A 23,851-nucleotide genomic window follows, 5' to 3' on the forward strand; every position below is an offset into this window, starting at 1 on the left:
TTAAATATTATCTGCTTAATTAATTTTTTCAACTACATTATTTTCATATTTTGTATACTATATTTTTCTAATTTGTGTAATAATTTAAAATAAATAATTTACTACTTAAAATCTTCAATAACTTATTATCTAATAATATTATGAAAGTAAAATGAAAATTTTCTTAAATAATTTTATAACTATAGAATAAAACTTATAAAAGTTAATATTTCAATATATAATTTATTTAATATTAAATAAATTATATAAAAAAGTAGTGCATATAAAAATATATACACTACCTAATTTAGTTATTACTTAAATGTCTTCTCCATCAAAACTCTTATATTTTGGTGGATTTTTATCATTACCTACATTATTTTGTTTTTGATGTAATCTTTGTCTTCGTTCACCTTTTTGCATAGGATTTCCAAGGTTATCTTTCTTTGGCATGGCTATCACACTCCCTTCAAATATTATCTTTCTCCTTATCATATTTAAAAATTCATGTAAAAAATAAGATATAAAAGAGTTCCGTAAGGGATTTATTGACCGTATTATGGAGCCTAGTATTAATTTATAATTAAAAAGACATTGAAGTTACTATTCAATGTCTTTAAATGCCTTTTTCTTAATTAAGTTTTGTGTATCTAAAAGAACATCCTTCATAATTAATTATTAAGATATTCCCATTAGTATAGAAAACTGGTGTATCTTTGTAATTATCATCATTCTTATGCTCTTCATCAGTAACTACTACCTTATATACCGGACCTTCTGTATCAAGTCCAAGCAATGCAGGTTTCATTATATATAAATTCTTATCATTATAATCGATAATTTTATCATCTACCTTACTTATTCTATAATAAGGCTCTTTAAAATTTTTATCATAATAAATACTATCAAATATATTAAAGTATCTATGATCTGATATTATAATATTCTTTTTAGCTAACCCAGAATATTTTTCCATAATTTTTTCTGTTGGCTTTGAGTCTAATTTATAACTATACATAACTCCAGTTCCCCATATTCCTTTAATACTTTCTAAAACATTATTACTATCAATAGATCCTTTTTCATTCTTTTCTAGATTATCCTCTTTAACATCATCAATTTTATTATAATTTTGAAGTGCTTGTACCACTTTTTCTTCATCGCCGTTTTTAATGCAATATCTTCCTGCAAAAACTAATAATAATCCAATACCAACCCCTAAAATTGCCCTTCTCACTGGTCCACTCCTTTGATAAAATATATAAATTACTATTAAATATTACTATTTTTATATAAGCACTTCAAGAAAAATAATCTAATATTACAAGATAAATTTTATTATTATCAATAACTAAATTCTCTTTTAAAAATACAGGCGCAATTTCAACTAATTCTTTTCCAGAAATAAGCTGTGATGATATTGATTCTGACATATTTTCGTGTATTTTATCTATACTTTTCCTACTAAAGTTATGACATATTATAAGCCTTCCACCTATCTTTAAAAGCTTACTTAAATGACTTAGAAACTTTTCCTTATCTACAAAATGTGGAAATGAATTAAATACTATTATAAAATCCCATTTTCCAGCTTCTATATTGAAAATATCTTCGCATAAGTATTTTACTCTTTGATCATTATTTTTCTCTTTAGCTATTTCTATCATATTTTTAGATATGTCTACTCCAAGTATCTCTTTTGGATTATATTGCAATAAATATTCTTCTAATATCCCAGTTCCACAAGCTACATCTAATATTTTCGAATTCTCATGAATATCTATTTTCCTTATTATATATTCTATATATTTATGATTACTTCTTCTATCCCAATCCGATGCTAAATTATCAAAGAACGTCTTTATATCACACATTTATATAATTTCTCCTTTTTAAAAAGTTATATAATATAGGTATTAATATTAATTGAATTATAATTCCAGGGAATGCTGTAACAAAAGCACCCATTAAAAATGCAGAAAAAGTAAATGTATTTTGTACAACTCCTAAAATAATAAAATTAGCTATACAAGATAATGTTCTCCCAACTAAAAGAGTTACAATTAGTGATACTATTATAGATCTTCTCTTTAATAAAATTCCTAAAGTTAATCCATAACATCCAAGCTCCAAGCTCATTATTATAGCTACTGGAAATATAGGTGGCATCCCAGTTAAAAATGATGAAAGTATTGGAACAATTAATCCACAAATCCCTCCATATTTTTCTCCACATATAACTGCACATATTAAAATAGGTATATGCATTGGCAAGAATATATTGCCTGCCATATTAAAAGTATGAAATATAGAAGGCAATATTACACCTATTGCAATAAACATCGCTGTTACTAAAATTTTTCTTGTACTAAACTTATTCTTTAATCTTTTCATATAAATCACTCCTTTATATACTAAATTTATATTTTTAATCTTATACTTTTAGACATAAAAGAATTTATAAAAAAAGACTATAGATAAATTAAATTTATCTATAGTCTAATATTATTTAGTACTCATTGCACCATACATTTCATTTTTTATATTAGTAATCTCTTTACTAGCACTATCATAATGCTTATTACTTAATAATTGTTCTACTTCTTTTATTTGACCTTCTATTTTGGCTCTTGAACCTTTTTCTATTTTATTTAAATCAATACTCTTTAAATCCTCTAATTGTCTATTTAATATTTGTCCATTATCTTTTTCAGCTTTTTCAATTAAATTATCTAATTTTTTTTCAAGCTCAGGCATTACTTTTACATTTCTAAATGAGATTGCATCCTTTGATTGTTTTATTAAGCTTTTATATGTGTTTTGTTCTTTTCCTATCATATATTGTTTAAATGCTGTTTTATGTCCATCTAAGTATGTTTGGAATTTGGCGATTTTTTCATTTTCTCTATGTGTGTTGAAAATTAACAATCCTAATACAAGTATTGCCACTATAATTCCGATGATTAATTGCTTTTTTCTCTTTACATTCTTCATATCATTTTCACCTTCACTGTATTAATTTATCAATAATATGTCCGATTGTAATATCATATATCAGAATTATAGATACAATATATTTATATTTTAAAATATTTGTTAATTATTTTTACAATTATAATTTGAATTTATAAAATAACTTCAAATTCTTCAAAAAATCTATTTAAATATTCTTCCATATAATCTATTCTATTTTTTGCAATTCTTCGTCCTATATTAGTTCCCATATCCTCTTCTAATCTAAATAGCTTTTCATAAAAATGATGTACTATTGACTTACTCTTTTCAGTTAAGTTGTACTGCCCACCATCTAAGTTTGTATGTGGATCATACATCTTTTCTCCTATATGCTCACCAAACATAAATGCTCTTCCTATTCCAACTGCTCCTAAAGAATCTAAATTATCAGCATCTTTTAGTATTATTGCTTCAATAGGCAAATCACTTTCTAGCTCATCCCCTAGGAAGCAATGCTTGTCTGTTGATTCTATACATTCTTTTATTTTTTTTATTAATTCCATATCTAATTCAAGCTTTATGCATAATTCATAAAATATTATTCCCATTTCATGAGAATGTTTTAATTCTACTTCATCATTCATTTGTAATCTATGAAGATCGTGCATATAGCTTGAAAGACATAGTACATCTTCATCACCTGATAGTCCTTCCTTCTCGTTTATAAGCTTTGCCATTTTATATACTCTGTCTAGATGATATATATCATGAGCCCCCTCCTTGCAATGCTTACTTAATAATTTTATCATTTCTTCTCTCACTGAATTGTAATACTTGCTCATACCCTAAATTTTCCTCACATTCTAATTTAAATATTGTTTTTAAATTCCTGCCAACTTTCTTATCTTATCCTCTTCTAATCTATATACAGTCCAATCACTCATTGGAATTGCTCCTATGCCCTTATAGAAATTTATTGACGGCTTGTTCCAATTAAGGCAACTCCACTCAATTCTCTTGCATCCGTTGTCAAATGCAATTTTAGCAATAGCCTTAAATATTTCTTTTCCAATTCCTCTTCCTCTATATTCAGGCTTTATATAAATATCTTCTAGATAAAAACCTGATCTTCCTATAAATGTTGAGTAATTAAAGAAATAAAAAACATATCCTATTGGATTTCCATTAAATTCTGCTATCATAACATTAGCATCTTTTCTTATAAAAATCGACTCCCTTATGCTATCTTCAGTTGCAATAACTTCATCTAACATTTTTTCATAAACTGCGAGTTCTTTTATAAGCCCCAAAATTAAATTAATATCATTCTCTTCTGCTTTTCTTAATTTAAAGCCCTCAATATTTGTGTCTATATATTCCATATATAAGCCCCCTTTTCACTGTTATATTATACCATATTTAATATGTCCTTATAACTATTTTATACTAACTACAAGAACAATATTATCAATTTAAAAATTTAAAAGCAATGTGTATATACACATCGCTTTTAAAAAAGTTATTCCATTGCTATAAAATTAACCTCTTGAGTATTAGGCATATCACCTAATCCATCTAAAAGGTCTGATATATCGCACTCTAAAGATGACATATCAATTGTTATACTTAAATTTGCAGAACCATTTATTGGTATGCCTTGATCTATTGTAAGAACATTTCCACCCTTATCTGAAATATAATTTAATACATCTGATAGGACACCTTTTTTATGTTCTATAATCATACTAAAAGTCATTTTACGACCTTGTATGCTCTCTGCAAAATCAAAGACATGATCCTTATACTTGTAATAAACACTTCTACTTATCCCTACTATTTTTGTTGCTTCGGTTATCTCTTTGATTTTTCCCTCTTTAAGTAAATTTTTAACCTCTATTACTTTTTCATATACCTCAGGCAAAACTTTCTTGTCTACAACTAAATAATTACCTTTCATTTGTTACCACCTTCTATAACAACTGCACCCTCATTATCTATAGAGAGAGTCAAAATAGAGTAATTTACCCCTTCCCTATCAAGCACTTCTCTCATCTTATTGCTAAAGCTATTTTTTCTATTAATAATTGTCATTATTGTTGGCCCTGCACCACTTAAAAAAGATGCTAGTGCTCCATTATTATATGATTCTTTTTTAATAATATCAAACCCTTTTATTAAATTTCCTCTATAAATTTCATGAAATCTATCATCGCATGCAAATTTAAGCAAATTATAACTACCATTATTAAGAGCTGTTACCATTAAAGCTGCCCTTCCAACATTATATACTCCATCTTCAAAGGATATTTTATTTGGAAGCACTTTCCTTGCTTTTTCTGTAGATAATTCAAAATCCGGTATTATTGGAATAAAATTCAAGTCATCTTTTGCTTTAACCTTATCGTAAATCACTTTGCCTTTTATCACTATAGCAACAATAATTCCTCCAAGGAGTGCTGGTACAACGTTATCTGGATGCCCCTCCATAGAAACAGCTAATTCTAATAACTCTTCCGTTGATAACTTTTGACCCATAATTTCATTTGCTCCAATAATTCCGCCAACAATGCAACTTGAACTACTTCCAAGACCTCTAGAAATTGGTATTTCATTTTTTAAAATAGATATTCTTAATCCTTTTATCTTATAATTCCTTTTTTTAAAACATTCAATCATCGCTTTATATATTATATTATCTTCATTACAGAACTCTTTTTCTATTCCAAAAAATTCTAATCCATTCTCTATTTCTTCAAAAGCATATTCATTATATAGATTTAACGCTACTCCTATAGCATCAAAACCTGGCCCCATATTCGCTGATGTAGCTGGTACCCTAACTCTAATCATATCATTCACTACCTTCTAAATATGATAGTAAAACCTCTTTCATAGAATCTTTTGTACACTCTTCATCATGCCTTATTTTTTTATCTTTTAACTTTGCTAAACATTTTGGTATCTTATTACTACTTTGTTCAAACAAAGCTTTTAAAACATCAAAGTCATCCATAAAATCCACATCTATTCCTAGTGAATTGCATATACTTCGTGGAAATTTATATGGACTTGCAGTTGAAGCTATAAGTACTGGTGTATTATCGCCAGTTTCTTTTTTGTACTTCTTATATACACTGTACCCTACAGCTGTATGTGTATCGATTAAATAGTTGTCTTTGAAAAATATTTCTTTTATAGCCTCGTATACTTCTTCTTTGGTAGAAAATCCCCCATAAAATTCTTCTAAGAACTCTTTCATCTTATCATTTACTTCATATACGCCTTTTGTAGTTAAATCATTCATAAGGTTATTAACCTCTTTTGAATCTCTTCCACTTGCTTCATAGAGTAATCTCTCTATATTTGATGAAATCAAAATATCCATAGATGGAGATTCAGTTAATATAAGTTCTCTTCTTCTATCATATATACCACTTTTAAAGAAATCTGAGAGTACTTTATTTTCGTTAGATGCACATATAAATTTATTAATAGGTAATCCCATTTGTTTTGCGTAAAATGCAGCTAAAATATTCCCAAAATTCCCTGTTGGAACAACTATATTTATTTCTTCTCCTATTTTAATCTTATTTTTATTGCAAAGATTAAAATATCCATAGAAATAATAAACAATCTGAGGTATTAATCTACCTATATTTATTGAATTTGCAGATGATAATAAATAGCCCTTTTTTCTTAATTCATCTTTTAAATCACTATCATTAAATATAGATTTAACACCATTTTGAGCATTATCAAAGTTACCATCAATAGCTATCACCTTAACATTTTTTCCTCTTTGAGTTATCATTTGTCTCTTTTGTATCTCACTTACTCCATTCTTTGGATAGTAAACAACTACTCTAAACCCTTCAATATTTTTAAAGCCCTCAAGTGCCGCCTTTCCAGTATCCCCTGAAGTTGCTGTAAGTATTACTACTTCTTCATTGATATTACAAAGTTCTTTAGCCTCTTTCATAACTTGAGGAAGAAATAATAATGCAGCATCTTTAAATGCACAAGTAGGTCCATGATACAACTCTAAAAATTTTTTTCTAACTCTTACTTTAAATCTTTTATTATAAGCTCTATTTATAGCCCCATTAAGCTTATCTTTATCTATATCTGTAAAGAAATTTTTTATTATTTCAAATGCTAACTCTTCATATGTGCAATCTTTACTTTTAATTAAATTCTCATAAATTTTAGGAAAACTCTCTGGAACAAATAGCCCACCATCAGATGCAATCCCTTTAATTATTGCCTCGGATGAATTTATTCCTTGTTCAGCCCCCCTTGTACTCCTAAATTTCATTTAACCACCCCAAAAGTTTAATTCTAGAAATATACCCTTATTTATCATAATATCATGTACTCATCATGAATACAACTGTATTTTATTTAAATACACTTCTTTTTTCATTCCCATCCTTCAATTCTATAATCTACCATTTTGCATTTAACCTAGTTACTCGATTTTATTTCTCAAATAATTTTCTTCTATTCTAACTCTAAATTCTAAAAATATAAAATTCCTTTACTGGTAATTTTATTCAATATATGATATTATTTCAATATATGCAATATATAAAATTAATCTAATTAAATTTTGTAAGGAGGAATACAAATGATAAAAATTTTTAAAAAATTGAGTGTTGTTTTAATAATAACAACTTTATTTTCTCTATCTTTAATTAGCTGCACTAATAGTAAAGTAAATAAATATATTGAAGCTGGAAAATCATCTTTAAATTCTAAGCAATATGATGAAGCTAAAACTAACTTTGAAAATGCACTAAAAGAGGATAAGGATAATAAAGACGCTTCTGATTTATTAAAAATAATAGAAAACTATGAATCTGCTAAGAAAAGTTATGAATCTAAAAATTATAAAGAAGCTGAAGAATATCTATCTAAAATAGGATCAGATTATTCAAATTATAAAATAAAAGAGGATATAGATAAATTAAAGGAAGATATAACCTTAAAAGAAGAAGCAATAAATAAAATATCCGATCAAATTAATTCTGTAGATAAGTTAATTAATGATAAAAAATTTACTGATGCAGAAAATGAAATCAAATCTATTAAATTAGATGATGCTGATAATGATCAAAAGAAAAAAATAGGTGATCAAATTAATAAAATAAACAAAGAAAAAGCTGAAGCTGACAAAAAAGCTAGTATAGAATCTAAACCTAATGAAAATACAAGTAAAAATACTACTTCACATAAAGAAGCTTCTTCTAAAAAAAGTTCTGCAAATAATAGTACATCTAAATCTAATAATAATAGTAAAACTAAAAAAGAACCTGCTTCTAAAAAAAGCGTAACTTACACAAACAAAAAATTTGGTTTTACCTTTAAAATACCATCATCTTGGATAGGCCATTACTCAATAAAAGAGCGTGCTACTGGAGTTAGTATAGTTTTTAATGCAGCCGATGGTACTCCAGGACTATTGCTTGAAATAACTAATGACATTGAGGATGGACACTATTTAAATAATACTACATCTAAAACTATAAACGGCACCAAATATATATTAGGTCTACCATCTGATATAGGACTGGATCCTAATAATTCAAGCTATAAATTATATAAAGAACTTGAAAAAGACTATAAGGTAGTAGTTGATTCATTTAAAGGAATATAATTAGTATAAAGTAAACTTAATTATAAAAATAGAGAGGACTTACATATAACTATTAATGTATTAAAAATAGTTATATAAGTCCTCTCTTTTACTCTATAGCTTATATTCCATTAGCTATTAAATTTAGTATTATTCCACCCTTTATTGATATATTGTTATTCTTCACAAATTCCTTGCAATCTTCTATTTTTAATTTAATAACTTCTATTTCTTCATCTTCTTCTATATTATCTGTACTTATTTCTCCGCATACTCCCACCTTTACAATAGCTGTTGTTTCATCTGTCATTCCAACAGATGTATAGCTTGGTTTTAAAAATACCTCATAACTTGTAGCAGTAAGTCCTGTTTCTTCAAAAAGTTCTCTCTTTGCTGCCTCCTCCATATCTTCTCCTGGATCTATAATGCCAGCTGGAAGTTCATATATATAATCATCAATTACAGGTCTAAATTGTTTAATTAAAACTACTTCTCCTTCTTTAGTTATTGGAATTATCATAACCCCATCTGCCTTTGTATGATCTTTAGTCTTACAAGCAAGATCTTCTTCATCTCTTCTACTTGCAAAAAAATATTTTTTAGGATTCCCTTTTTTATTCTCAAGATCTAATTCATACATGTTTAAATATTTATTATTTGTTTGTTTTTTAATTCCTAATATTTTCATCGTTCTCTCCTCTTTCTTCTTCACATAATATTTTATACTTACATTTATTGCATTTATAATCCTCATCTCTCATTATAAACATCTCTTTATCCTTTGGTTTGTTAATCTCTTTATCAGAAAGCATGGCATCTATAACATTAATCTCTTGTTCTACTCTTAACTTTATTTCTTTAATTTCTTCATTTGTAATTTCAAATTCATAGTTCTCCCCTGTAAATAAATACTCTATTCTTCCTCTTATATTTTCAACGGGAATTTTATACTTTTCCATTACATAAAGGGCATATACTAATAGCTGCTCTTTATTATCTTCATTATGTTTACCACTTTTCCAGTCTACTATGATGCAATGTCCTTTATCATCAATATAAAGCATATCTATTATTGCAAAAACCTTAACTCCATTTATAAATATATAGTCAAAATTTCCTTCATCAACTTCCAGTACTTTTAAGAAGTTCCCCTTTTGTATATCAAAAAACGTCTTGCTCTCAAAGAAGTTCTCTACACATTGTTCTATTCTTTCCTTTACTTCACTTATATCCTCTGAATCTAACTTTCCCTCATAATAATACTCCTGTAACATCTGTCCATTTGGATACTCATCCCACTGAAGCTTACTTCCTTTTCTACTACTTTTTCTAACTATATTATTTAATTTAAGTCTTACAAAAGATTTAAACTTATCTACATCTATCTCACTATCTTTATTATTAATTTTATATTTAACTATTCCTTTTATTCCTTCATGAATTATATCCCCAAAAGCTATCCATATATTAGTTAATTTTTTTAGTCTCCAAGCTCTTTTTCTTTCTAATGATACCTCCGACTCCCACCCCCTATGAGACCCATAATAAGTGTAATAATATTCTCTTAGACAAGATTTTATACTCTTTATCCTTGAAATACTCCATGACTTTTCTGGATAATCTTTAACTAAGAACTTCTCTTTCCTCATATTTTCCTCCATTATTACTTTATATATTAATTATTATACTCCTTGAAAAACTTTAATAAAATAAGGCCCTCTAGAAAATTTCTAATTTCTAAAGAACCTTATTGCTAAAATCAATTTTTTAAATTCTCATAAATCTTATAAACAGCCATAGCTGTACTTAATGCTTTTGAATCATAGGCATACAAAATCTTATCAGGTTCTGTGCTTAATACACCTTCTATGCAAGCCTCTATACTTGTGTCCTCTGCCTTTACTCCAAAACGCTCCTTATATTTTTGTCTATATAATTTCATAATACATAACTCTTGATTTAAAAATTCTCTTCCATATATTTTGCTATACTCTTCTTTTATAAACCTTAAGTGATAACCCATATTATAGCCAACTAATCTATCACTTCCAATGAAATTTAAGAATTGAGGCATAATATTCCTTATACTAGGTTTTCCCTCTAACATTTTATTAGTTATACCAGTTTCTGCTTCAATATTTGCTTGTAACTCCTTTTCAGGATTTATATATGTTTGGAATGTTTTAATTATCCTTCCATAAGATACTTTAACTGCTGCTACCTCTATAATTGAGCTGTTATTTGAAAATTTACCTGTTGTTTGTATACATATAGCAGTGTAATTGTAAAAATCCCTTATCTCTCTTTCACTTCTCATTGTTATAAACTCTAATGTTCTAACCTGCTCTTCTACGTATTTATTAATATCTCTATAATTTAAAGTTAATGAATTAACTCCCGCATTAGATATTTCTTTAATCCTTGGAAGATATATATCCTTAATTTTAAATAGCCTTTCTGATAAATTACTTATAGATATATTTTTATTATCGATTTTATTCTTTAAATCGTTTATTTCACTTTCCATAATAGATAACTCATTTTTAAAGGTTAAAATTCTACTCATTTCTATCATTCTTTTATCATTTAATATTCTTTCTTCTTCATAATCTTTTTTATCTTCAATACATTCTGCTACTTCCTTACTATTTTTTTCCTTGTTATTCCCTTCTTCGTTATTCTGCTCTATTACTTCCCTATCTTTTACCTCGTCTCTATCTTTTACCTCGTCTCTATCATCTTTCTCTTCAATCCCTGGCTCTTTACCTCTAAGACTACCAGCCTCTTTTAATTCATCAAATGTCCCTTCCATACTATCTTCATTATCTTCTATATTTTTTTCTACTATTTCTTTATTCCTTTTTATCTCTTCCTCGTTGCTCTTTTGCATTTCCCTCTCTAGAATTTCTATGTCTTGTCTCTCTATCTCTTGCCTCTCTATCTCTTGCCTCTCTATCTCCTGTCTTTCTACTTCTTGTCTTTCTATCTCCTGTCTTTCTATCTCCTGTCTTTCTATTTCTTGTCTTTCTATTTCTTGATTCTTAATCTCTTTTAAATTTTTTTCCTTAGCCTCAATATTCTTTTTATATCTTTTAATAATATTTATCTCTTTGTTTATATCGATATTTACCTTCGCACCACTTTTTAAAAATATCTTTAATCCTCTAAATACCTCTTCCGCTTCATTTATCTCCTCTTTTTCTATTTCTTTGTTATTAATTTTCTCTATTATGCTCTCGCCCTCTTCTTCTAAATCTAACAATCTTCTATTACATTCTTCACAAAGATTGTTCTTTAATTTTAAAAACCATCCTCTTTTAGAACAAACAGAACATTTTTTCATTTATTCACATCCTTTTATTATTTATAAAGGCTTCTCTTATAACCTCATTTTTTTTTAATCTTATCCATTCATACATTATTAATGAATCTATTATTTTATTGCATTCTTTAAATATATCTAATGTCATTTCCTCGCTAATTTTTGAATTCTCATCTAACATCTTAATAGATATTTTTATCTTCTCTATTTCTAATCTTAAAAGTTCTAGCATAGAATCTTCACTAATTGAACTTTTATATAGCTCTTCTAATTTATTTTTATTGTCATTATCTATAGAATTCACTTTCTCACCTTCTGTTAAATTATTCATATACTTCTTAAGTCCTTAATCTAGTAAAGTCTCCTCTTCCACAGAATATACTTTAGAGTACATCTCTAAGATATCCTCCAACTTAAATTGAAGTAACATTTGATTACTAATTACATTTCTTAATGTCTTATCTAAAGATTTATTTACATCATTTATATCTTTTAAAGTAAAGCCAGAAATCTCCCTTTCTTCCTCTTTTAATGTTTCTAAAATATATTGCATCTTCTCTGCTTGGACATTAATTATATTACTAAGTCCCATATCCTCCATAGCAACTGATGCTATAAGCATATTTAATGCTTCTTCTGTACTTATATTAATTTGTGGATTCATATTGGGTATATTAGGCATAGACACGTCACTTCACCTCCTAATATATTTATATATTTTACTTTTCATAATAATTCCTATTTATTACAAATAAAAAGTGAGGAATATAACCCCTCACTTTTTTAAATATTATTATGTTCTATTTAATGTTAATTATATAAATATAACTTATTTTATATTTTTTTCTGGTAAAAACTCTTTCAACTCTTCTAATTTAAGTTGTAATAATAATTGATTTCTTATTACATTTTTAAGAGTTAAGTTTAATGCTTTATTAGTATTTAATAAATCTTCAACTCTGACGCCTCTAGGCTGTGGTATAGGATTTCCATCTCCATCTAATAATGTACCTAATAAATATTGTATCTTCTCACCTTCTACATTAATTATATGACTTAGTCCAATCTCTTCCATCCCAATTGAAGCAAGCATTAAATTTAGTGCTTTTTCTCTATCAAAATCTACTTGCGAATTTAAATCCGGTATCTTAGGTAATGACATAAACTTTTCACCTCATAAAAATTTAGCATTTCATTTATATGTTATTCTAAAAATAAATATTTGTTACTACTGTCTATGTTGCAAGATATAAATCTTAAAATCTTCTTATAAACTCTATCAAATCTTAAAAAATACTAAATATTGTATTTTTCAAAATCATCTTATTGTAATGTTAATTAAAGTAGCATATACTAATTTTATCTTAATTCAATTTTTATAAATATTTATTGGAGGAATACTATAAATGAAAAGATTATACAAAGTTCCAGGGCACGGTAAAATAAGTGGTATATGCCAAGGGTTATCTGAATACCTTAATGTTGATGTAACAATAATAAGACTTTTATGGATTGTCTTAGCTTTCATTTCTTGTGGTACTGCTATTTTCGGTTATATAGCATGCATATTCATAATTCCTAATAAAGAAGATGTAATAAATAATGACAACAACAATTTCACAAAATATTAAGGTCAAGAAATTGATCTTTTTTATCAATCTGAATTATCAGAATTTTTTGAATATAATTACTTTCTATGAGTAAGACCACTTATTTCCTCACTCTCTCTTTTTCGACAAAAATATATCGATAAATTTTTAACAATATCTATTGCAACCCTATATACTTCATTGTAAAATATAAACTGTCGGTATTCTTTTACAGAAACTGAACGCAAAAATCAAAAATTTATCAATTGTTTTTTGCCGAATTATATCCTAAATGGGGGAATAAGAACGGAGGTTACAAAATGGAAAGAAGTACAACAAAAAAAGTTTTAGGTCTTCGCCAAATGGTAATTGTAGGTATGCTATCAGGTATATCAATATTTATGGGGTTAACAGGACTTGGATTTATTCCACTTCCATTCATGAAAGCAACCATAATGCACATACCAGTTATAATTGGTGCAATAGTTGAAGGACCTATAGTAGGGGCATTAGTCGGAGGAGTATTTGGATTATTTTCAATGTATCAAGCATTTACAGCTCCAGGCCCAACATCATTTGTATTCTATAATCCAATAGTTGCAATTGTTCCAAGAGTTTTAATTGCAATTGTTGCATACTATGTTTATAGAGCACTAAAAAACAAATTTAAGAAAGATTCATTACCAATAGGTATAGCTGCAGTACTTGCAACATTAACTAATACTGTAGGTGTTTTAGGATTAACTTATGTTTTTTACTTAGAAAAATATTCACATGCTTTAGGTATAGCACCTTCTGCAACAGGGGCAGCACTTGCAACTGTTGGAGTTACAAATGGTATTCCAGAGGCCATATTATCAGCCGTAATTACAATACCAGTAGTTGCTACACTTAGAAAGATTAAAAAATAATAAATTCACGCTCCTATATTTTTTATAGGGGCTTTTAATATATAATGGAGGTTTTAAATTTATGAAAGAAATAAAATTTACTGATATAGATAATATAAGACTTGGTCATGCACAAAATGAAGAAGGTTGTACTGGGTGCTCTGTAGTTATATGTGAAGAAGGCGCAACAGGAGGAGTCGACGTGCGTGGTGGTGCACCTGGAACTCGTGAAACTGATCTTTTAGATCCCTCTGAAATGATTGAAAAAATTCATGCAGTTATTCTATCTGGAGGAAGTGCCTTTGGCCTTGATGCTTCATCTGGTGTTATGAAATATCTTGAAGAGAAAGAGGTCGGCTTTGATGTTAAGGTTGCCAAAGTTCCTATAGTATGTTCAGCAGTACTTTTTGATTTAGCTTTTGGTGATCCAACTATACGTCCTAATAAAGAAATGGGATATAAAGCTTGCTTAAATAGTGAAGCTTATAATGGTGATATAAATGGTAATATAGGTGCTGGCTATGGAGCAACTGTAGGAAAAATACTTGGACCTCAAACAGCTATGAAAGGTGGCCTTGGAACTTATGCTGTCCAAGTTGGAGATCTTAAAGTTGGTGCTATAGTTGCTGTAAATTGTTTAGGTGATGTTGTTGATCCTAAAAATTTAGAAATTATTGCAGGCGCTTTAAATAAAGAAACTAATGAATTTTTAAATAGTGAAGAAATTTTAATAAATAATATAAAAACACCAAGCGACCCTTTTAAAGGTAACACTACTATCGGATTAATAGTAACTAATGCTAAGTTTACAAAAGCTCAAGCAAAAAAGATTTCTTCAATGGCTCATAATGGATTTGCAAGAACTATGAGGCCTGCTCACACAATGTTTGATGGTGATACAATATTTACTATGGCGACTAATAAAGTTGAGGCTGATGTAACAACTGTTGGTATGCTTGCAGCTAATGTTATGGAAAAAGCTATATTAAGAGCTATAAAAGAAGCAAATACTTTAAATGGAATTATATCTTTTAATGATTTTAAAAAATAGAATAATATTTCATTAAGACGCTAATAATAGGAAGGTTCCTGTTTAATTACAAATGTTGATATACACATTTTTTCCTTATGTCTAATTACTTTCCAATATTGGTTATAATATTATAGTTTATAAAAAGTAAACTGACGCAAACTATGAGTGTAAAGTAAAACAAACAAACTTTACGAAATATTTATAAGATATAAGGAGGAATGAACCATGGGAAGAAGTTCATCAACAAAATTAGTTCCAGAAGCTAAAGAAGGATTAGCAAAATTCAGAAATGAAGTAGCTAATGAAATGGGAGTTCCATTCACTGACTACAACGGAGACTTATCTTCAAAACAATGCGGAAGCGTTGGTGGAGAAATGGTTAAGAGAATGGTTGAACAATACGAAAACAAAATCAAATAATCTCTTAATTAAATAAAAAAAATGGTAGAATTAATTTTCTACCATTTTTTATTATAAGCTATAATATTTTTATCAATTTTTTATCTGACAATTTATATGTTTCATCTGAACTTCTAGCAATATCGTTATTATGAGTAACCATAATTAAGCACTTATTTTCTTCTTTCACAATATCTCTAAATAGCTTAATTATGTCATTTGATGTTTTTTCATCTAAATTACCTGTTGGCTCATCAGCTATTATTATTCCAGTTTCTGAAACTAATGCCCTTGCAATTGCTACTCTTTGTTGCTGCCCTCCACTAAGAGTTAATACCTTTTGATCTGCCTGTTCTTCTGTAAGACCTACCTTTTTTAACATGTCTAAAGCTCTAGCTTTCTTATTATCAACCTTTAAGCCTTTTATAGAAATAGCTGAAATTACATTTTGTAGTGCAGTCATATAGGTAAGTAAATTATAGCCTTGAAATATTATTGATACATACCTATTTCTATACTTAGTAAGCCCTATTTTCTTTATACTTTTATCCTTGTATAATATTTCACCATCTTTATTCTTATCTAGACCGGATATAAGAGATAAAAATGTAGTTTTTCCACTACCTGATGGTCCAATTACAGTATAAAATTTCCCATTCTCAAAATTTACACTTAAATCCTCTATTATTTTGTTATCATTATCATACCAATATGATACGTTTTTTAATTCTAATATTTTTTGATAATTCATTTACTTCACCTCTAATCATGCTTACTTAAAATTTCTTTTGGTTGTAATCTCATTATTCCAATTGAAGGAATTATAACACCTATAAATGATATTAGTATTGCAAGTCCGCACATTTTTGCATAGTCATCTCCTGAAACGCTAACATCTAATGAATCTATTGTCTCTACTTTAGATTTATTATATCTACCTTCTCCTCTTTCTTTCATATCACCTCCTCCAGATGCACTCATGTCTGGTACTCCTTGCATGCCTTGCATTCCAGGCATATCATAATTACTATTCTGTTCAACTGAAGTTTCCTTTGCAAGAAGTACATTCCCAATTTCTTTGCTTATAGAATTACCTAGTACAGCTGATACTCCAAAGGATAATGCTAATATAATAAGTATCTCAACCCCAAATTGTGCTATTATCTTAAGCTTCTTCTCTCCTAGTGATAAAAGAATACCTATTTCATTTCTTCTTTCCTTTATTGAAAGCATAATTATAAGTCCTAATATCACAGCTCCAGCAATTGATACAATAATTACTGTCATCTTAGCAAACGATGCTATATTCTCTATAGGTCCCATCATTGTTTCATAGGCTCTGCTATTCGCGTCTAAAGTATATGTGTTAAAATCTATATCAAGTTTTTTACCTTTTTCTAAGAATGACTCTACATTTATAGGATCATTTAAGTAAAATTGTGCGCTATCAACTTTATCTTTATAATCTGTTCCTTTTAAAGTATTAGAAACTGTATATGGTACATAAATTTTATTATATGGATTCATTACTTCATTTCTCATAGCTCCTTCTGATATTTCTGAGCTATTTTGATATATACCAATTATCTTAAGTTCTACTGTTTTCGTGCTATCTTGAGTAGACTTAACCTTTATTTTGTCTCCTACTTTTAAGCTATTTTGATCTGCTAATGTCTTCTCAATGACAGCAACGTTTTTATCCTTATCATCACTAGTAATACCACTTCCATCAACTAAAGCATCCTCCTCATTTATAAATGCACTTACATCTTTTAAATTTAAAATACCATCTAAAGTAACATCTCCCATTACTCTACTTTCTCTATTAGGATCCTTCATAAAACCTTGTTCTTCTTCATTGTTATTTGATTCTGTGCTAGTTATTGGAGTAAAGCCATCAGCAGTACCCTCAGTAGATGAAGTTACATTATAACTACTTATATTATCTAAGGTTAATACCTTATCTACATCCTCTAAAGATATTGGAGTTCTTTCTAATTTAAATCCTTTCTCTCCTCCTTCTTCTCTCATCTTTTCCTTAATCTTCTCCATATTAGGTGACAAAGTAACTGTTGCACCAAGCTTTTGCCTTGCAAGTACTCCTGCTTTCTCCGTAGCACTTTGAATTGAAAATCCTGCTAATACAAATACACAAATAGATGTCATAACTAAAAATAGTATTGCCGACTTTCCAATTCTTTCTTTCACACTTAAAAATCCTCTAAATAAAAAATTCATGTTTTCCCCTCTCTCTTTGCAAGTTATGTACTTATCTTAAAGTACCAAACTGTAAGTAAAGTGAAGTCAACATGAATTCTATGTGAAGTTTACTGTTTATTTTTAAAATCTAAAAAAAACTTAAATTTTTCTCCTTGAGTATCTATGCCATAATTAATATCTCCATGAGTATCTAAAAGAGTTTTTACTATATACAATCCAAGTCCACTGCCGCCTGTTTCTTTATTTCTAGATTTCTCTGCCCTATAGAAAGCTTTAAATAAAAGATCTGTTTCTATGTTATCTAAATTGTTTGCATAATTTATTATCTGAACTCTTCCATTTTTATTTATATCTATTTCTATGTCTTTATTATCTAATGAATATTTTAAGCTGTTATTAATAAGATTTGATATAACCTTTCTTATTATATTTTTATCTCCTCTTATTTTTAACTTACCATCTTCATTTAACTTTATATTTAAATTTCTCTCATTTTTAAAGTATTCATATCCTGAAATAATATCAATTATTAAATCATTTAATATAAACTCTTCGTAATTTAAATCTATGCTCTCTTCATATTTTGCAAGATTTATTATCTCTGAAACCAGAGTTCTAAGATCCGATACACTATCTAAGCTTTCTCTTAAATATTTATCCCTATCTTTATAAGGACCTATTTCATAAATCATTCCTTCTATTTGACCATTGATAACTGTTATAGGTGTTTTAAGTTCATGAGAAATTGCCTTTATAAAATCTCTTCTTCTTTTATCTTGAAGTTTTTCCTTCTCGATATCACTTACAAGTTTCTCATTAGCTTCTTTTAAACTAAATATTGTCTCTTCAAGGTTACTACTTATAGAATTTATGCTATTTGATAATTCTGCAATTTCATCCTTTCCCTCATAAGGAAGCTTTTCATTAAAGTTTAATTTGGAGATCTTCTTAGCAACACTATTGATTTTAAGTAAAGGCTTACTAATTACAATTGAATATATATACTGTGATAAAACTCCTATTCCTATTGTTATTAAAATTATAGCAGGCAGTATTCTAATCATTACCCTTCTCATATCATTTAAGAATTTAATTGGAACATTTGTTGTAATTATGCATTCTCTACCTATATCTTTAAAATAAAACTGCTTACTAACTTTTATATCATTTTGATCATTAAACTTGTCATTAAAGAAGATATCTTTTCTTCCCTCTTCTTTAGGTGGCTTTCCAAAAATTCTATTTGAAGAATATACAATATCTCCATAAAGAGTTGTTATTAAAACCATACCTCCATTATCATAAGAATATTTATCTAAGACCTCTGTATAATCAATATTATTATCATTTTCACTCTCTAATGTTGTAATTAACTCATTTGTCGAGGTTTTAACATTATTCTCTTTTATATCTAAATATATCATTGGAACAATTAAAAATAATATACTATATATAACTACCGATGTTATTAAAACTACTGTGCTAGATATTACAAATAGTTTTTTCTTAATCCCTATCTTATCCCATTTATTCCTTAAGTACATATCCAACACCCTTTACTGTCCCTATATAATCATAATCTATCTTCTTTCTTATATTCTTAATATGAGCATCAATTACCCTCATGTCGCCATAATAATCATACCCCCACACCTTATCCATTAACATCTCTCTTGAAACTACATTAGGATAAGACTTCATAAGTATATTAAGTATATTAAATTCTTTAAGGGTAAATTCTACTTCTTTATTATCAATATAAACCTTATATGTATTTAAATTTATATTTAAATTCCCAAAGGATAATTCATCTTTTACATTATTTGTTTTCTCACTTCTTCTAAGCACAGCTTCTACTCTCTTAATTAAAACATTAAAAGAAAATGGCTTAGTTATATAATCATCTGCCATAGCATCGAACCCTTTTATCTCATCTTCGGCTTCGCTAAGAGCTGTTAAAAATATTATTGGAACATCGCTTTCCTCTCTAATTAAATTACATAACCCATATCCATCAAGCTTTGGCATCATTATATCTAATATTACTAGATCATAATTATCCTCCTTAAATTTTGAATATCCAGATAATCCATCAAAAGAGCTATCTACCTCATATCCCTCACTTTTTAAAAATTCAATAATAAGTTCATTTATTTTTATATCATCTTCTACAACTAATATCTTTTTCATAGTACCCTCCTTTTTGTTAATTTTATCATTATCTTATATATATTTATTAAACTTCACATAGATTTCACATTGAAATAACTCATTTTAATATATTGTTATAAAATGCTTAACCCTGTATAATAACTCTTATACTAGTTAAGGATACTATATATCTTTAACAAATAATAAGGGGGTTTATTTTTGAAAAATATTAATACCAAGTTAAAGCCTTATATTCTACTTTCTACATATATAATAGTTTTAGCATATGTAGTTTTAAATATATCAACGGTTTGGACATTTTTTGGGAAGATACTTGGGATTCTTAGTCCATTCTTAACTGCTATTGGTATAGCTTTTGTTTTAAATATTCCAATGAGACTTTTAGAAGATAAAGTATTCTTTTTTATGGATAATTCAAAAAAATTTCCATTTTTAAAATCATTTAAAAGACCACTTTCTATTGTAGTTACACTTTTACTTGTTGTTGGATTATTAGCTACTTTAATAACATTTATTATACCTCAACTTATAACTAGCGTTTCAACACTTATTGATAGTGTTCCATCATATGTTAAATCCTTTGAAGAATTAGTTACTAATAATCTTGGGTCTATTGCAGGCTTTGATAAAATATGGTCCGATATAATGAATGCTTGGAAGGATATTTTTGGTTTTGCTAGTCAATTCTTAGGATTTACTATAAACCATATATTTAATTTAACTGTTAGTATAACATCAGGAGTAATTAATTTCTTCTTATCAATAGTTTTCGCTATTTATATGTTATCTAGTAAAGAACTCCTTATCTTCCAATGTAAAAAGTTTCTATATGCACATCTTAAGAAAAGACATGCAAATAAAATACTTAAAGTTGGACGTGTAGCAAATGAAACTTTCCAAAGATTTATTGGAGGTCAATGTACTGAAGCAGTTATAATCGGAACTCTTTGCTGTATTGGTATGCTTATATTAAGAATCCCTTATGCTCTTTTAATAGGATTTATAGTTGGTATCACAAGCTTAATCCCTATCTTTGGAGCATTTATAGGTACAATACCATCAGCTCTTATAATACTTATAATAAATCCAATAAAAGCAATTATATTTTTAATATTTATAATTGTTCTTCAACAGGTTGAGGGAAATCTAATTTATCCAAAGGTTGTTGGAAATTCTATAGGACTATCTGCAATTTGGGTAATGTTTTCAATGCTTGTCGGTGGAAGTTTACTTGGATTCTTAGGATTACTTCTTGGTATTCCTCTATTTGCAGTTATATATAAGCTTCTTAGAGAGAATACAAATAAAAGAATATATAATAAAGGTCTTACCTTTGAAGATATAGATAATAAATAAAAAATAGAGTAGTTACAAAAATCAATTTGTAACTACTCTATTTTAATGTTTTTTTCTTAAGCTTTTCATTAAAGTTTATTTTTGCGATACCCACTTCTGTAGAAATAGCTATTGATTATTTATTCTTACTAAGTATTTTTCTAGCCATGTCCAAAAGCTCCTCACTAACTTCATGAGTCGCTATAACCTCTTTTATCTCAGGAACTCCATTCTGTAATGTTGTCTGAACTACATGCTCAAGTGTAAACTTAGCAGATGGACAACCACTACATTGACCCAATAATTTAACAGTAACTACACCATCTTTAACATCTACTAATTCTATATCACCATTATGCTCTTTAAGAGCTGGTCTTACCTTTTCATTTATTATACTATTAACTCTATTGTACATACTATAAAAACTCTCCTACTCTATTACTCTATTATTGTCATTATTTCTTCCAAAGGTTTTCTTGGTGGTCTCTTAAAATCAGTGCTTAAAGGAACTCCAATTGGAGTCATTGCTATCAATGAATAATCTTCTTTTTCAAAGCCTATAACTTCATTTATCTCCTTAGCTGCATAATCTGGTCCTGTTATCCAACATGTTCCATACCCCATATTTGCTGCTGTAAGCATTATATTTTCTAAAGCAGCAGATACTCCTTGTATTCCAGGGGCAGTATTCCATAAATCTTTAATTTCTTCCTCAGGGGCACCACTTAATTTTAATTCTTCATATCCTGTTGGGGTATACTTCCTAGCATATACTAATATCAATGTTTGCGCACTCTTAAAAGTTAGCTGATATTTTATGCCATTTAAGAATTTATTCTTAATAGTTTCATCAGAGATTTTATCACATATATCTTTATTTTTCTTTTCAATAGCACTAGCTAACTTATCAACTTGATCTTTTCCCCTTAATATTACAAAGTGCCAATTTTGACTATTCTTCCCTGAAGGAGCATAGGAACCAGCTTTAATTATTTCTTTTAAAGCATCTATTGAAACTTCCTCATCCTTAAATTTTCTAACGCTATGCCTATTATATATGTAACTATTATCCATAAAAACCTCCTTATTGTATACAATTTCATAGTTTTATTTTAACCTAATTAAATAAATAAAGAAATATAATTATTTATCAAAAAGGACTTCTCATTCTTGAGAAGTCCTCCAATAATTTAATATAAACTCTTATATATATCGCGAATTTCATCTCTAGAAAGTGGTACATAATTATTTGCTAAAAGTCTTTGTTGACCTGCTATAACATTGTCTGTAAAACTTTCTATTTCTTCTTCCTTCATTCCATATTCCTTAAGAGGTTTTCTCTCTAATAATTTATCAAGAAGCTTTGCAAGTTCAGCATATACATCAGCATCCTCACTAACACCTAGTGCATTTGCTAGAACTTTATTTATCTCTTTAATTTTTCCATCTGGATTCTTCTTGTTATATGTTTTAAATACCTCAACAAAGAATTGGTAATTAGCTTCACCATGAGGAACATGATAAACTCCACCTAAAGGATAAGATAATGCGTGAACGGCTCCAACACCTGTATTTCCAAAAGCTATACCAGCATAGTTACTTCCAATAACAAAATCCTCTATTATTTCTGTTCTATGATCTTCACCGTATTTTATTATTTCTTTATATCCTTTTATAATAAGGTCTATTGCCTTAACGCTGAATATTTCAGTATAAGGATTAGATTTTGGTGACACATATGACTCAATAGCATGAATTAATGCATCTATTGAACTTGTTACGAAGAATTTAAATGGAAGCCCCTTAACAAGTTCTGGAATTAATACAGCATATTCTGGATATAACTCATCTGTTGCAAGTCCCATCTTAGTATGCTTTGACTTTATCTCTGAGATAGATATGTTGGTAACTTCGCTACCAGTACCACAAGTTGTTGGAACAATTATTAATTCTTTTTCCTTAACTATTGGCACAGTCTTTTCAAATAACTTAACACAGTCTCCCTCATCCTTAAGTGCTAGAAGTTTAGAAATATCTATTATACTTCCTCCCCCAATAGCAATTATTCTATTATAGTTCTTACCTCTCATTTCCTCCATTATTGCATTTATCATTTCATCAGATGGTTCTCCAAGTCCAAATCTTTCTTGGAATATAAAATCTGATTTTAAGTTAAGATCTTGCATAAATGGTGTATAAAGAAATTCATTTGTAAGAATTAAATCTCCCTCACCTATATTAAACTCTTTTGCGAACTCTTTAAAAGTATCAAATTTATGAAGTTCAGGTTGAACCTTTAGTACTCTCATATCTTAGACCTCC

At 28.1% G+C, this 23,851-nt stretch carries 29 protein-coding genes; 6 read left to right on the forward strand and 23 right to left on the reverse strand.

The features are described from left to right. Nucleotides 1-297 precede the first annotated feature (297 nt). From JOC62_RS19330 to thrC, 10 genes are all read right to left on the reverse strand, one after another. Nucleotides 298-432: a clostri-philic family protein gene (locus JOC62_RS19330; protein WP_279381512.1), complete on the reverse strand. Its 135-nt coding sequence runs from the start codon at nt 430-432 to the stop codon at nt 298-300. A 178-nt stretch (nt 433-610) separates the two neighbouring features. After that, the gene (locus JOC62_RS07875; RefSeq protein ID WP_204594708.1) at nt 611-1,216 is read right to left on the reverse strand and encodes a hypothetical protein; all 606 of its coding nucleotides are present in this window, start codon (nt 1,214-1,216) and stop codon (nt 611-613) included. A gap of 64 nt (nt 1,217-1,280) precedes the next feature. Further along, nucleotides 1,281-1,853, reverse strand: coding sequence for a class I SAM-dependent methyltransferase (locus tag JOC62_RS07880; RefSeq protein WP_204594709.1), 573 nt, complete (start codon nt 1,851-1,853; stop codon nt 1,281-1,283). Beyond that, nucleotides 1,846-2,373 carry an ECF transporter S component gene (locus tag JOC62_RS07885; protein ID WP_204594710.1) on the reverse strand — a complete coding sequence of 176 codons (528 nt, stop codon included), beginning with the start codon at nt 2,371-2,373 and terminating at the stop codon, nt 1,846-1,848. Before JOC62_RS07885 ends, JOC62_RS07880 begins: the two co-directional genes overlap by 8 nt. 111 nt (nt 2,374-2,484) lie before the next feature. Then, nucleotides 2,485-2,973, reverse strand: a complete 489-nt coding sequence (locus JOC62_RS07890) for a hypothetical protein (RefSeq protein ID WP_204594711.1) — start codon at nt 2,971-2,973, stop codon at nt 2,485-2,487. A gap of 131 nt (nt 2,974-3,104) precedes the next feature. Further along, nucleotides 3,105-3,776 carry an HD domain-containing protein gene (locus JOC62_RS07895; RefSeq protein ID WP_204594712.1) on the reverse strand — a complete coding sequence of 224 codons (672 nt, stop codon included), beginning with the start codon at nt 3,774-3,776 and terminating at the stop codon, nt 3,105-3,107. Nucleotides 3,777-3,815: 39 nt separating this feature from the next. Further along, nucleotides 3,816-4,316, reverse strand: a complete 501-nt coding sequence (locus JOC62_RS07900; RefSeq protein ID WP_204594713.1) for a GNAT family N-acetyltransferase — start codon at nt 4,314-4,316, stop codon at nt 3,816-3,818. A 137-nt stretch (nt 4,317-4,453) separates the two neighbouring features. Then, on the reverse strand, nt 4,454-4,891 hold the full coding sequence (locus JOC62_RS07905; RefSeq protein ID WP_204594714.1) for an ACT domain-containing protein: 438 nt from the start codon (nt 4,889-4,891) through the stop codon (nt 4,454-4,456). Next, on the reverse strand, nt 4,888-5,784 hold the full coding sequence (gene thrB, locus JOC62_RS07910) for a homoserine kinase (protein WP_204594715.1): 897 nt from the start codon (nt 5,782-5,784) through the stop codon (nt 4,888-4,890). The genes JOC62_RS07905 and thrB overlap by 4 nt, the downstream gene beginning before the upstream one ends. A 1-nt stretch (nt 5,785) precedes the next feature. Then, a complete protein-coding gene (thrC, locus tag JOC62_RS07915) occupies nt 5,786-7,249 on the reverse strand; it encodes a threonine synthase (RefSeq protein WP_204594716.1) in 1,464 nt (487 codons plus the stop codon). 312 nt (nt 7,250-7,561) lie between these two features. Here thrC and JOC62_RS07920 point away from each other — a divergent pair, with 312 nt between their 5' ends. Beyond that, nucleotides 7,562-8,590: a hypothetical protein gene (locus tag JOC62_RS07920; RefSeq protein WP_204594717.1), complete on the forward strand. Its 1,029-nt coding sequence runs from the start codon at nt 7,562-7,564 to the stop codon at nt 8,588-8,590. A 100-nt stretch (nt 8,591-8,690) separates the two neighbouring features. Here JOC62_RS07920 and JOC62_RS07925 read toward each other — a convergent pair whose 3' ends face one another. From JOC62_RS07925 to JOC62_RS07950, 6 genes are all read right to left on the reverse strand, one after another. After that, nucleotides 8,691-9,257, reverse strand: a complete 567-nt coding sequence (locus tag JOC62_RS07925) for an NUDIX hydrolase (RefSeq protein ID WP_204594718.1) — start codon at nt 9,255-9,257, stop codon at nt 8,691-8,693. Further along, nucleotides 9,238-10,218, reverse strand: coding sequence for a PD-(D/E)XK nuclease family protein (locus tag JOC62_RS07930; RefSeq protein WP_204594719.1), 981 nt, complete (start codon nt 10,216-10,218; stop codon nt 9,238-9,240). The genes JOC62_RS07925 and JOC62_RS07930 overlap by 20 nt, the downstream gene beginning before the upstream one ends. Nucleotides 10,219-10,328: 110 nt before the next feature. Then, a complete protein-coding gene (locus JOC62_RS07935; protein WP_204594720.1) occupies nt 10,329-11,912 on the reverse strand; it encodes a 3'-5' exonuclease in 1,584 nt (527 codons plus the stop codon). 4 nt (nt 11,913-11,916) lie between these two features. Further along, nucleotides 11,917-12,222 (reverse strand): hypothetical protein, encoded by a 306-nt coding sequence (locus JOC62_RS07940; protein WP_204594721.1) that lies wholly within the window; start codon nt 12,220-12,222, stop codon nt 11,917-11,919. 15 nt (nt 12,223-12,237) lie between these two features. Continuing rightward, nucleotides 12,238-12,573, reverse strand: a complete 336-nt coding sequence (locus JOC62_RS07945; RefSeq protein WP_481128549.1) for an alpha-helical endospore appendage domain-containing protein — start codon at nt 12,571-12,573, stop codon at nt 12,238-12,240. A gap of 147 nt (nt 12,574-12,720) precedes the next feature. Continuing rightward, entirely contained in the window at nt 12,721-13,053 is a 333-nt protein-coding gene (locus JOC62_RS07950; protein WP_204594723.1) for an alpha-helical endospore appendage domain-containing protein, read from the reverse strand. Between the two features lie 244 nt (nt 13,054-13,297). On the opposite strand from JOC62_RS07950, the gene JOC62_RS07955 reads away from it, so the two are divergent. The 4 genes from JOC62_RS07955 (at nt 13,298) to JOC62_RS07970 (ending at nt 15,823) form a co-directional block, all read left to right on the forward strand. Then, nucleotides 13,298-13,522: a PspC domain-containing protein gene (locus tag JOC62_RS07955; RefSeq protein WP_204594724.1), complete on the forward strand. Its 225-nt coding sequence runs from the start codon at nt 13,298-13,300 to the stop codon at nt 13,520-13,522. A gap of 278 nt (nt 13,523-13,800) precedes the next feature. Then, nucleotides 13,801-14,391 (forward strand): ECF transporter S component, encoded by a 591-nt coding sequence (locus JOC62_RS07960; protein WP_204594725.1) that lies wholly within the window; start codon nt 13,801-13,803, stop codon nt 14,389-14,391. 61 nt (nt 14,392-14,452) lie between these two features. Further along, on the forward strand, nt 14,453-15,421 hold the full coding sequence (locus tag JOC62_RS07965; RefSeq protein ID WP_204594726.1) for a P1 family peptidase: 969 nt from the start codon (nt 14,453-14,455) through the stop codon (nt 15,419-15,421). 207 nt (nt 15,422-15,628) lie between these two features. Beyond that, the gene (locus tag JOC62_RS07970; RefSeq protein WP_204594727.1) at nt 15,629-15,823 is read left to right on the forward strand and encodes an alpha/beta-type small acid-soluble spore protein; all 195 of its coding nucleotides are present in this window, start codon (nt 15,629-15,631) and stop codon (nt 15,821-15,823) included. A gap of 58 nt (nt 15,824-15,881) precedes the next feature. Here the strand turns inward: JOC62_RS07970 and JOC62_RS07975 are convergent, their stop codons facing one another. The 4 genes from JOC62_RS07975 to JOC62_RS07990 form a co-directional block, all read right to left on the reverse strand. Next, nucleotides 15,882-16,553: an ABC transporter ATP-binding protein gene (locus JOC62_RS07975; protein ID WP_204594728.1), complete on the reverse strand. Its 672-nt coding sequence runs from the start codon at nt 16,551-16,553 to the stop codon at nt 15,882-15,884. A gap of 11 nt (nt 16,554-16,564) precedes the next feature. Beyond that, nucleotides 16,565-18,040 carry an ABC transporter permease gene (locus tag JOC62_RS07980; protein ID WP_204594729.1) on the reverse strand — a complete coding sequence of 492 codons (1,476 nt, stop codon included), beginning with the start codon at nt 18,038-18,040 and terminating at the stop codon, nt 16,565-16,567. A gap of 89 nt (nt 18,041-18,129) precedes the next feature. Beyond that, nucleotides 18,130-19,566, reverse strand: coding sequence for a sensor histidine kinase (locus JOC62_RS07985; protein ID WP_204594730.1), 1,437 nt, complete (start codon nt 19,564-19,566; stop codon nt 18,130-18,132). Continuing rightward, complete coding sequence (locus tag JOC62_RS07990) at nt 19,550-20,212, reverse strand: response regulator transcription factor (RefSeq protein ID WP_204594731.1); 663 nt, start codon at nt 20,210-20,212, stop codon at nt 19,550-19,552. The genes JOC62_RS07985 and JOC62_RS07990 overlap by 17 nt, the downstream gene beginning before the upstream one ends. A 180-nt stretch (nt 20,213-20,392) precedes the next feature. Between JOC62_RS07990 and JOC62_RS07995 the strand changes: the two genes are divergently transcribed. Beyond that, entirely contained in the window at nt 20,393-21,550 is a 1,158-nt protein-coding gene (locus tag JOC62_RS07995) for an AI-2E family transporter (RefSeq protein ID WP_204594732.1), read from the forward strand. 115 nt (nt 21,551-21,665) lie between these two features. Here the strand turns inward: JOC62_RS07995 and JOC62_RS08000 are convergent, their stop codons facing one another. The 3 genes from JOC62_RS08000 to JOC62_RS08010 form a co-directional block, all read right to left on the reverse strand. Continuing rightward, nucleotides 21,666-21,944, reverse strand: a complete 279-nt coding sequence (locus tag JOC62_RS08000; RefSeq protein ID WP_204594733.1) for a NifU family protein — start codon at nt 21,942-21,944, stop codon at nt 21,666-21,668. A 23-nt stretch (nt 21,945-21,967) separates the two neighbouring features. After that, a complete protein-coding gene (locus tag JOC62_RS08005; RefSeq protein WP_204594734.1) occupies nt 21,968-22,603 on the reverse strand; it encodes a nitroreductase family protein in 636 nt (211 codons plus the stop codon). Nucleotides 22,604-22,719: 116 nt separating this feature from the next. Continuing rightward, the gene (locus JOC62_RS08010; protein WP_204594735.1) at nt 22,720-23,838 is read right to left on the reverse strand and encodes a 4-hydroxybutyrate dehydrogenase; all 1,119 of its coding nucleotides are present in this window, start codon (nt 23,836-23,838) and stop codon (nt 22,720-22,722) included. Between the last annotated feature and the right edge of the window lie 13 nt (nt 23,839-23,851).

Source organism: Clostridium sardiniense, from assembly GCF_016907995.1.
Lineage (GTDB): Bacteria > Bacillota > Clostridia > Clostridiales > Clostridiaceae > Clostridium > Clostridium sardiniense.

Coding starts and splice junctions, on each gene's coding strand:
- thrB (WP_204594715.1), bottom strand. CDS start 5,784: ATGATTAGAGTTAGGGTACCAGCTACATCAGCGAATATGGGGCCAGGT.
- JOC62_RS07900 (WP_204594713.1), bottom strand. CDS start 4,316: ATGGAATATATAGACACAAATATTGAGGGCTTTAAATTAAGAAAAGCA.
- JOC62_RS07935 (WP_204594720.1), bottom strand. CDS start 11,912: ATGAAAAAATGTTCTGTTTGTTCTAAAAGAGGATGGTTTTTAAAATTA.
- thrC (WP_204594716.1), bottom strand. CDS start 7,249: ATGAAATTTAGGAGTACAAGGGGGGCTGAACAAGGAATAAATTCATCC.
- JOC62_RS07880 (WP_204594709.1), bottom strand. CDS start 1,853: ATGTGTGATATAAAGACGTTCTTTGATAATTTAGCATCGGATTGGGAT.
- JOC62_RS08000 (WP_204594733.1), bottom strand. CDS start 21,944: ATGTACAATAGAGTTAATAGTATAATAAATGAAAAGGTAAGACCAGCT.
- JOC62_RS07955 (WP_204594724.1), top strand. CDS start 13,298: ATGAAAAGATTATACAAAGTTCCAGGGCACGGTAAAATAAGTGGTATA.
- JOC62_RS08005 (WP_204594734.1), bottom strand. CDS start 22,603: ATGGATAATAGTTACATATATAATAGGCATAGCGTTAGAAAATTTAAG.
- JOC62_RS07925 (WP_204594718.1), bottom strand. CDS start 9,257: ATGAAAATATTAGGAATTAAAAAACAAACAAATAATAAATATTTAAAC.
- JOC62_RS07970 (WP_204594727.1), top strand. CDS start 15,629: ATGGGAAGAAGTTCATCAACAAAATTAGTTCCAGAAGCTAAAGAAGGA.
- JOC62_RS07940 (WP_204594721.1), bottom strand. CDS start 12,222: ATGAATAATTTAACAGAAGGTGAGAAAGTGAATTCTATAGATAATGAC.
- JOC62_RS07930 (WP_204594719.1), bottom strand. CDS start 10,218: ATGAGGAAAGAGAAGTTCTTAGTTAAAGATTATCCAGAAAAGTCATGG.
- JOC62_RS08010 (WP_204594735.1), bottom strand. CDS start 23,838: ATGAGAGTACTAAAGGTTCAACCTGAACTTCATAAATTTGATACTTTT.
- JOC62_RS07950 (WP_204594723.1), bottom strand. CDS start 13,053: ATGTCATTACCTAAGATACCGGATTTAAATTCGCAAGTAGATTTTGAT.
- JOC62_RS07990 (WP_204594731.1), bottom strand. CDS start 20,212: ATGAAAAAGATATTAGTTGTAGAAGATGATATAAAAATAAATGAACTT.
- JOC62_RS07980 (WP_204594729.1), bottom strand. CDS start 18,040: ATGAATTTTTTATTTAGAGGATTTTTAAGTGTGAAAGAAAGAATTGGA.
- JOC62_RS07975 (WP_204594728.1), bottom strand. CDS start 16,553: ATGAATTATCAAAAAATATTAGAATTAAAAAACGTATCATATTGGTAT.
- JOC62_RS07965 (WP_204594726.1), top strand. CDS start 14,453: ATGAAAGAAATAAAATTTACTGATATAGATAATATAAGACTTGGTCAT.
- JOC62_RS07885 (WP_204594710.1), bottom strand. CDS start 2,373: ATGAAAAGATTAAAGAATAAGTTTAGTACAAGAAAAATTTTAGTAACA.
- JOC62_RS07985 (WP_204594730.1), bottom strand. CDS start 19,566: ATGTACTTAAGGAATAAATGGGATAAGATAGGGATTAAGAAAAAACTA.
- JOC62_RS07920 (WP_204594717.1), top strand. CDS start 7,562: ATGATAAAAATTTTTAAAAAATTGAGTGTTGTTTTAATAATAACAACT.
- JOC62_RS07945 (WP_481128549.1), bottom strand. CDS start 12,573: ATGCCTAATATACCCAATATGAATCCACAAATTAATATAAGTACAGAA.
- JOC62_RS07960 (WP_204594725.1), top strand. CDS start 13,801: ATGGAAAGAAGTACAACAAAAAAAGTTTTAGGTCTTCGCCAAATGGTA.
- JOC62_RS07905 (WP_204594714.1), bottom strand. CDS start 4,891: ATGAAAGGTAATTATTTAGTTGTAGACAAGAAAGTTTTGCCTGAGGTA.
- JOC62_RS07890 (WP_204594711.1), bottom strand. CDS start 2,973: ATGAAGAATGTAAAGAGAAAAAAGCAATTAATCATCGGAATTATAGTG.
- JOC62_RS07895 (WP_204594712.1), bottom strand. CDS start 3,776: ATGAGCAAGTATTACAATTCAGTGAGAGAAGAAATGATAAAATTATTA.
- JOC62_RS19330 (WP_279381512.1), bottom strand. CDS start 432: ATGCCAAAGAAAGATAACCTTGGAAATCCTATGCAAAAAGGTGAACGA.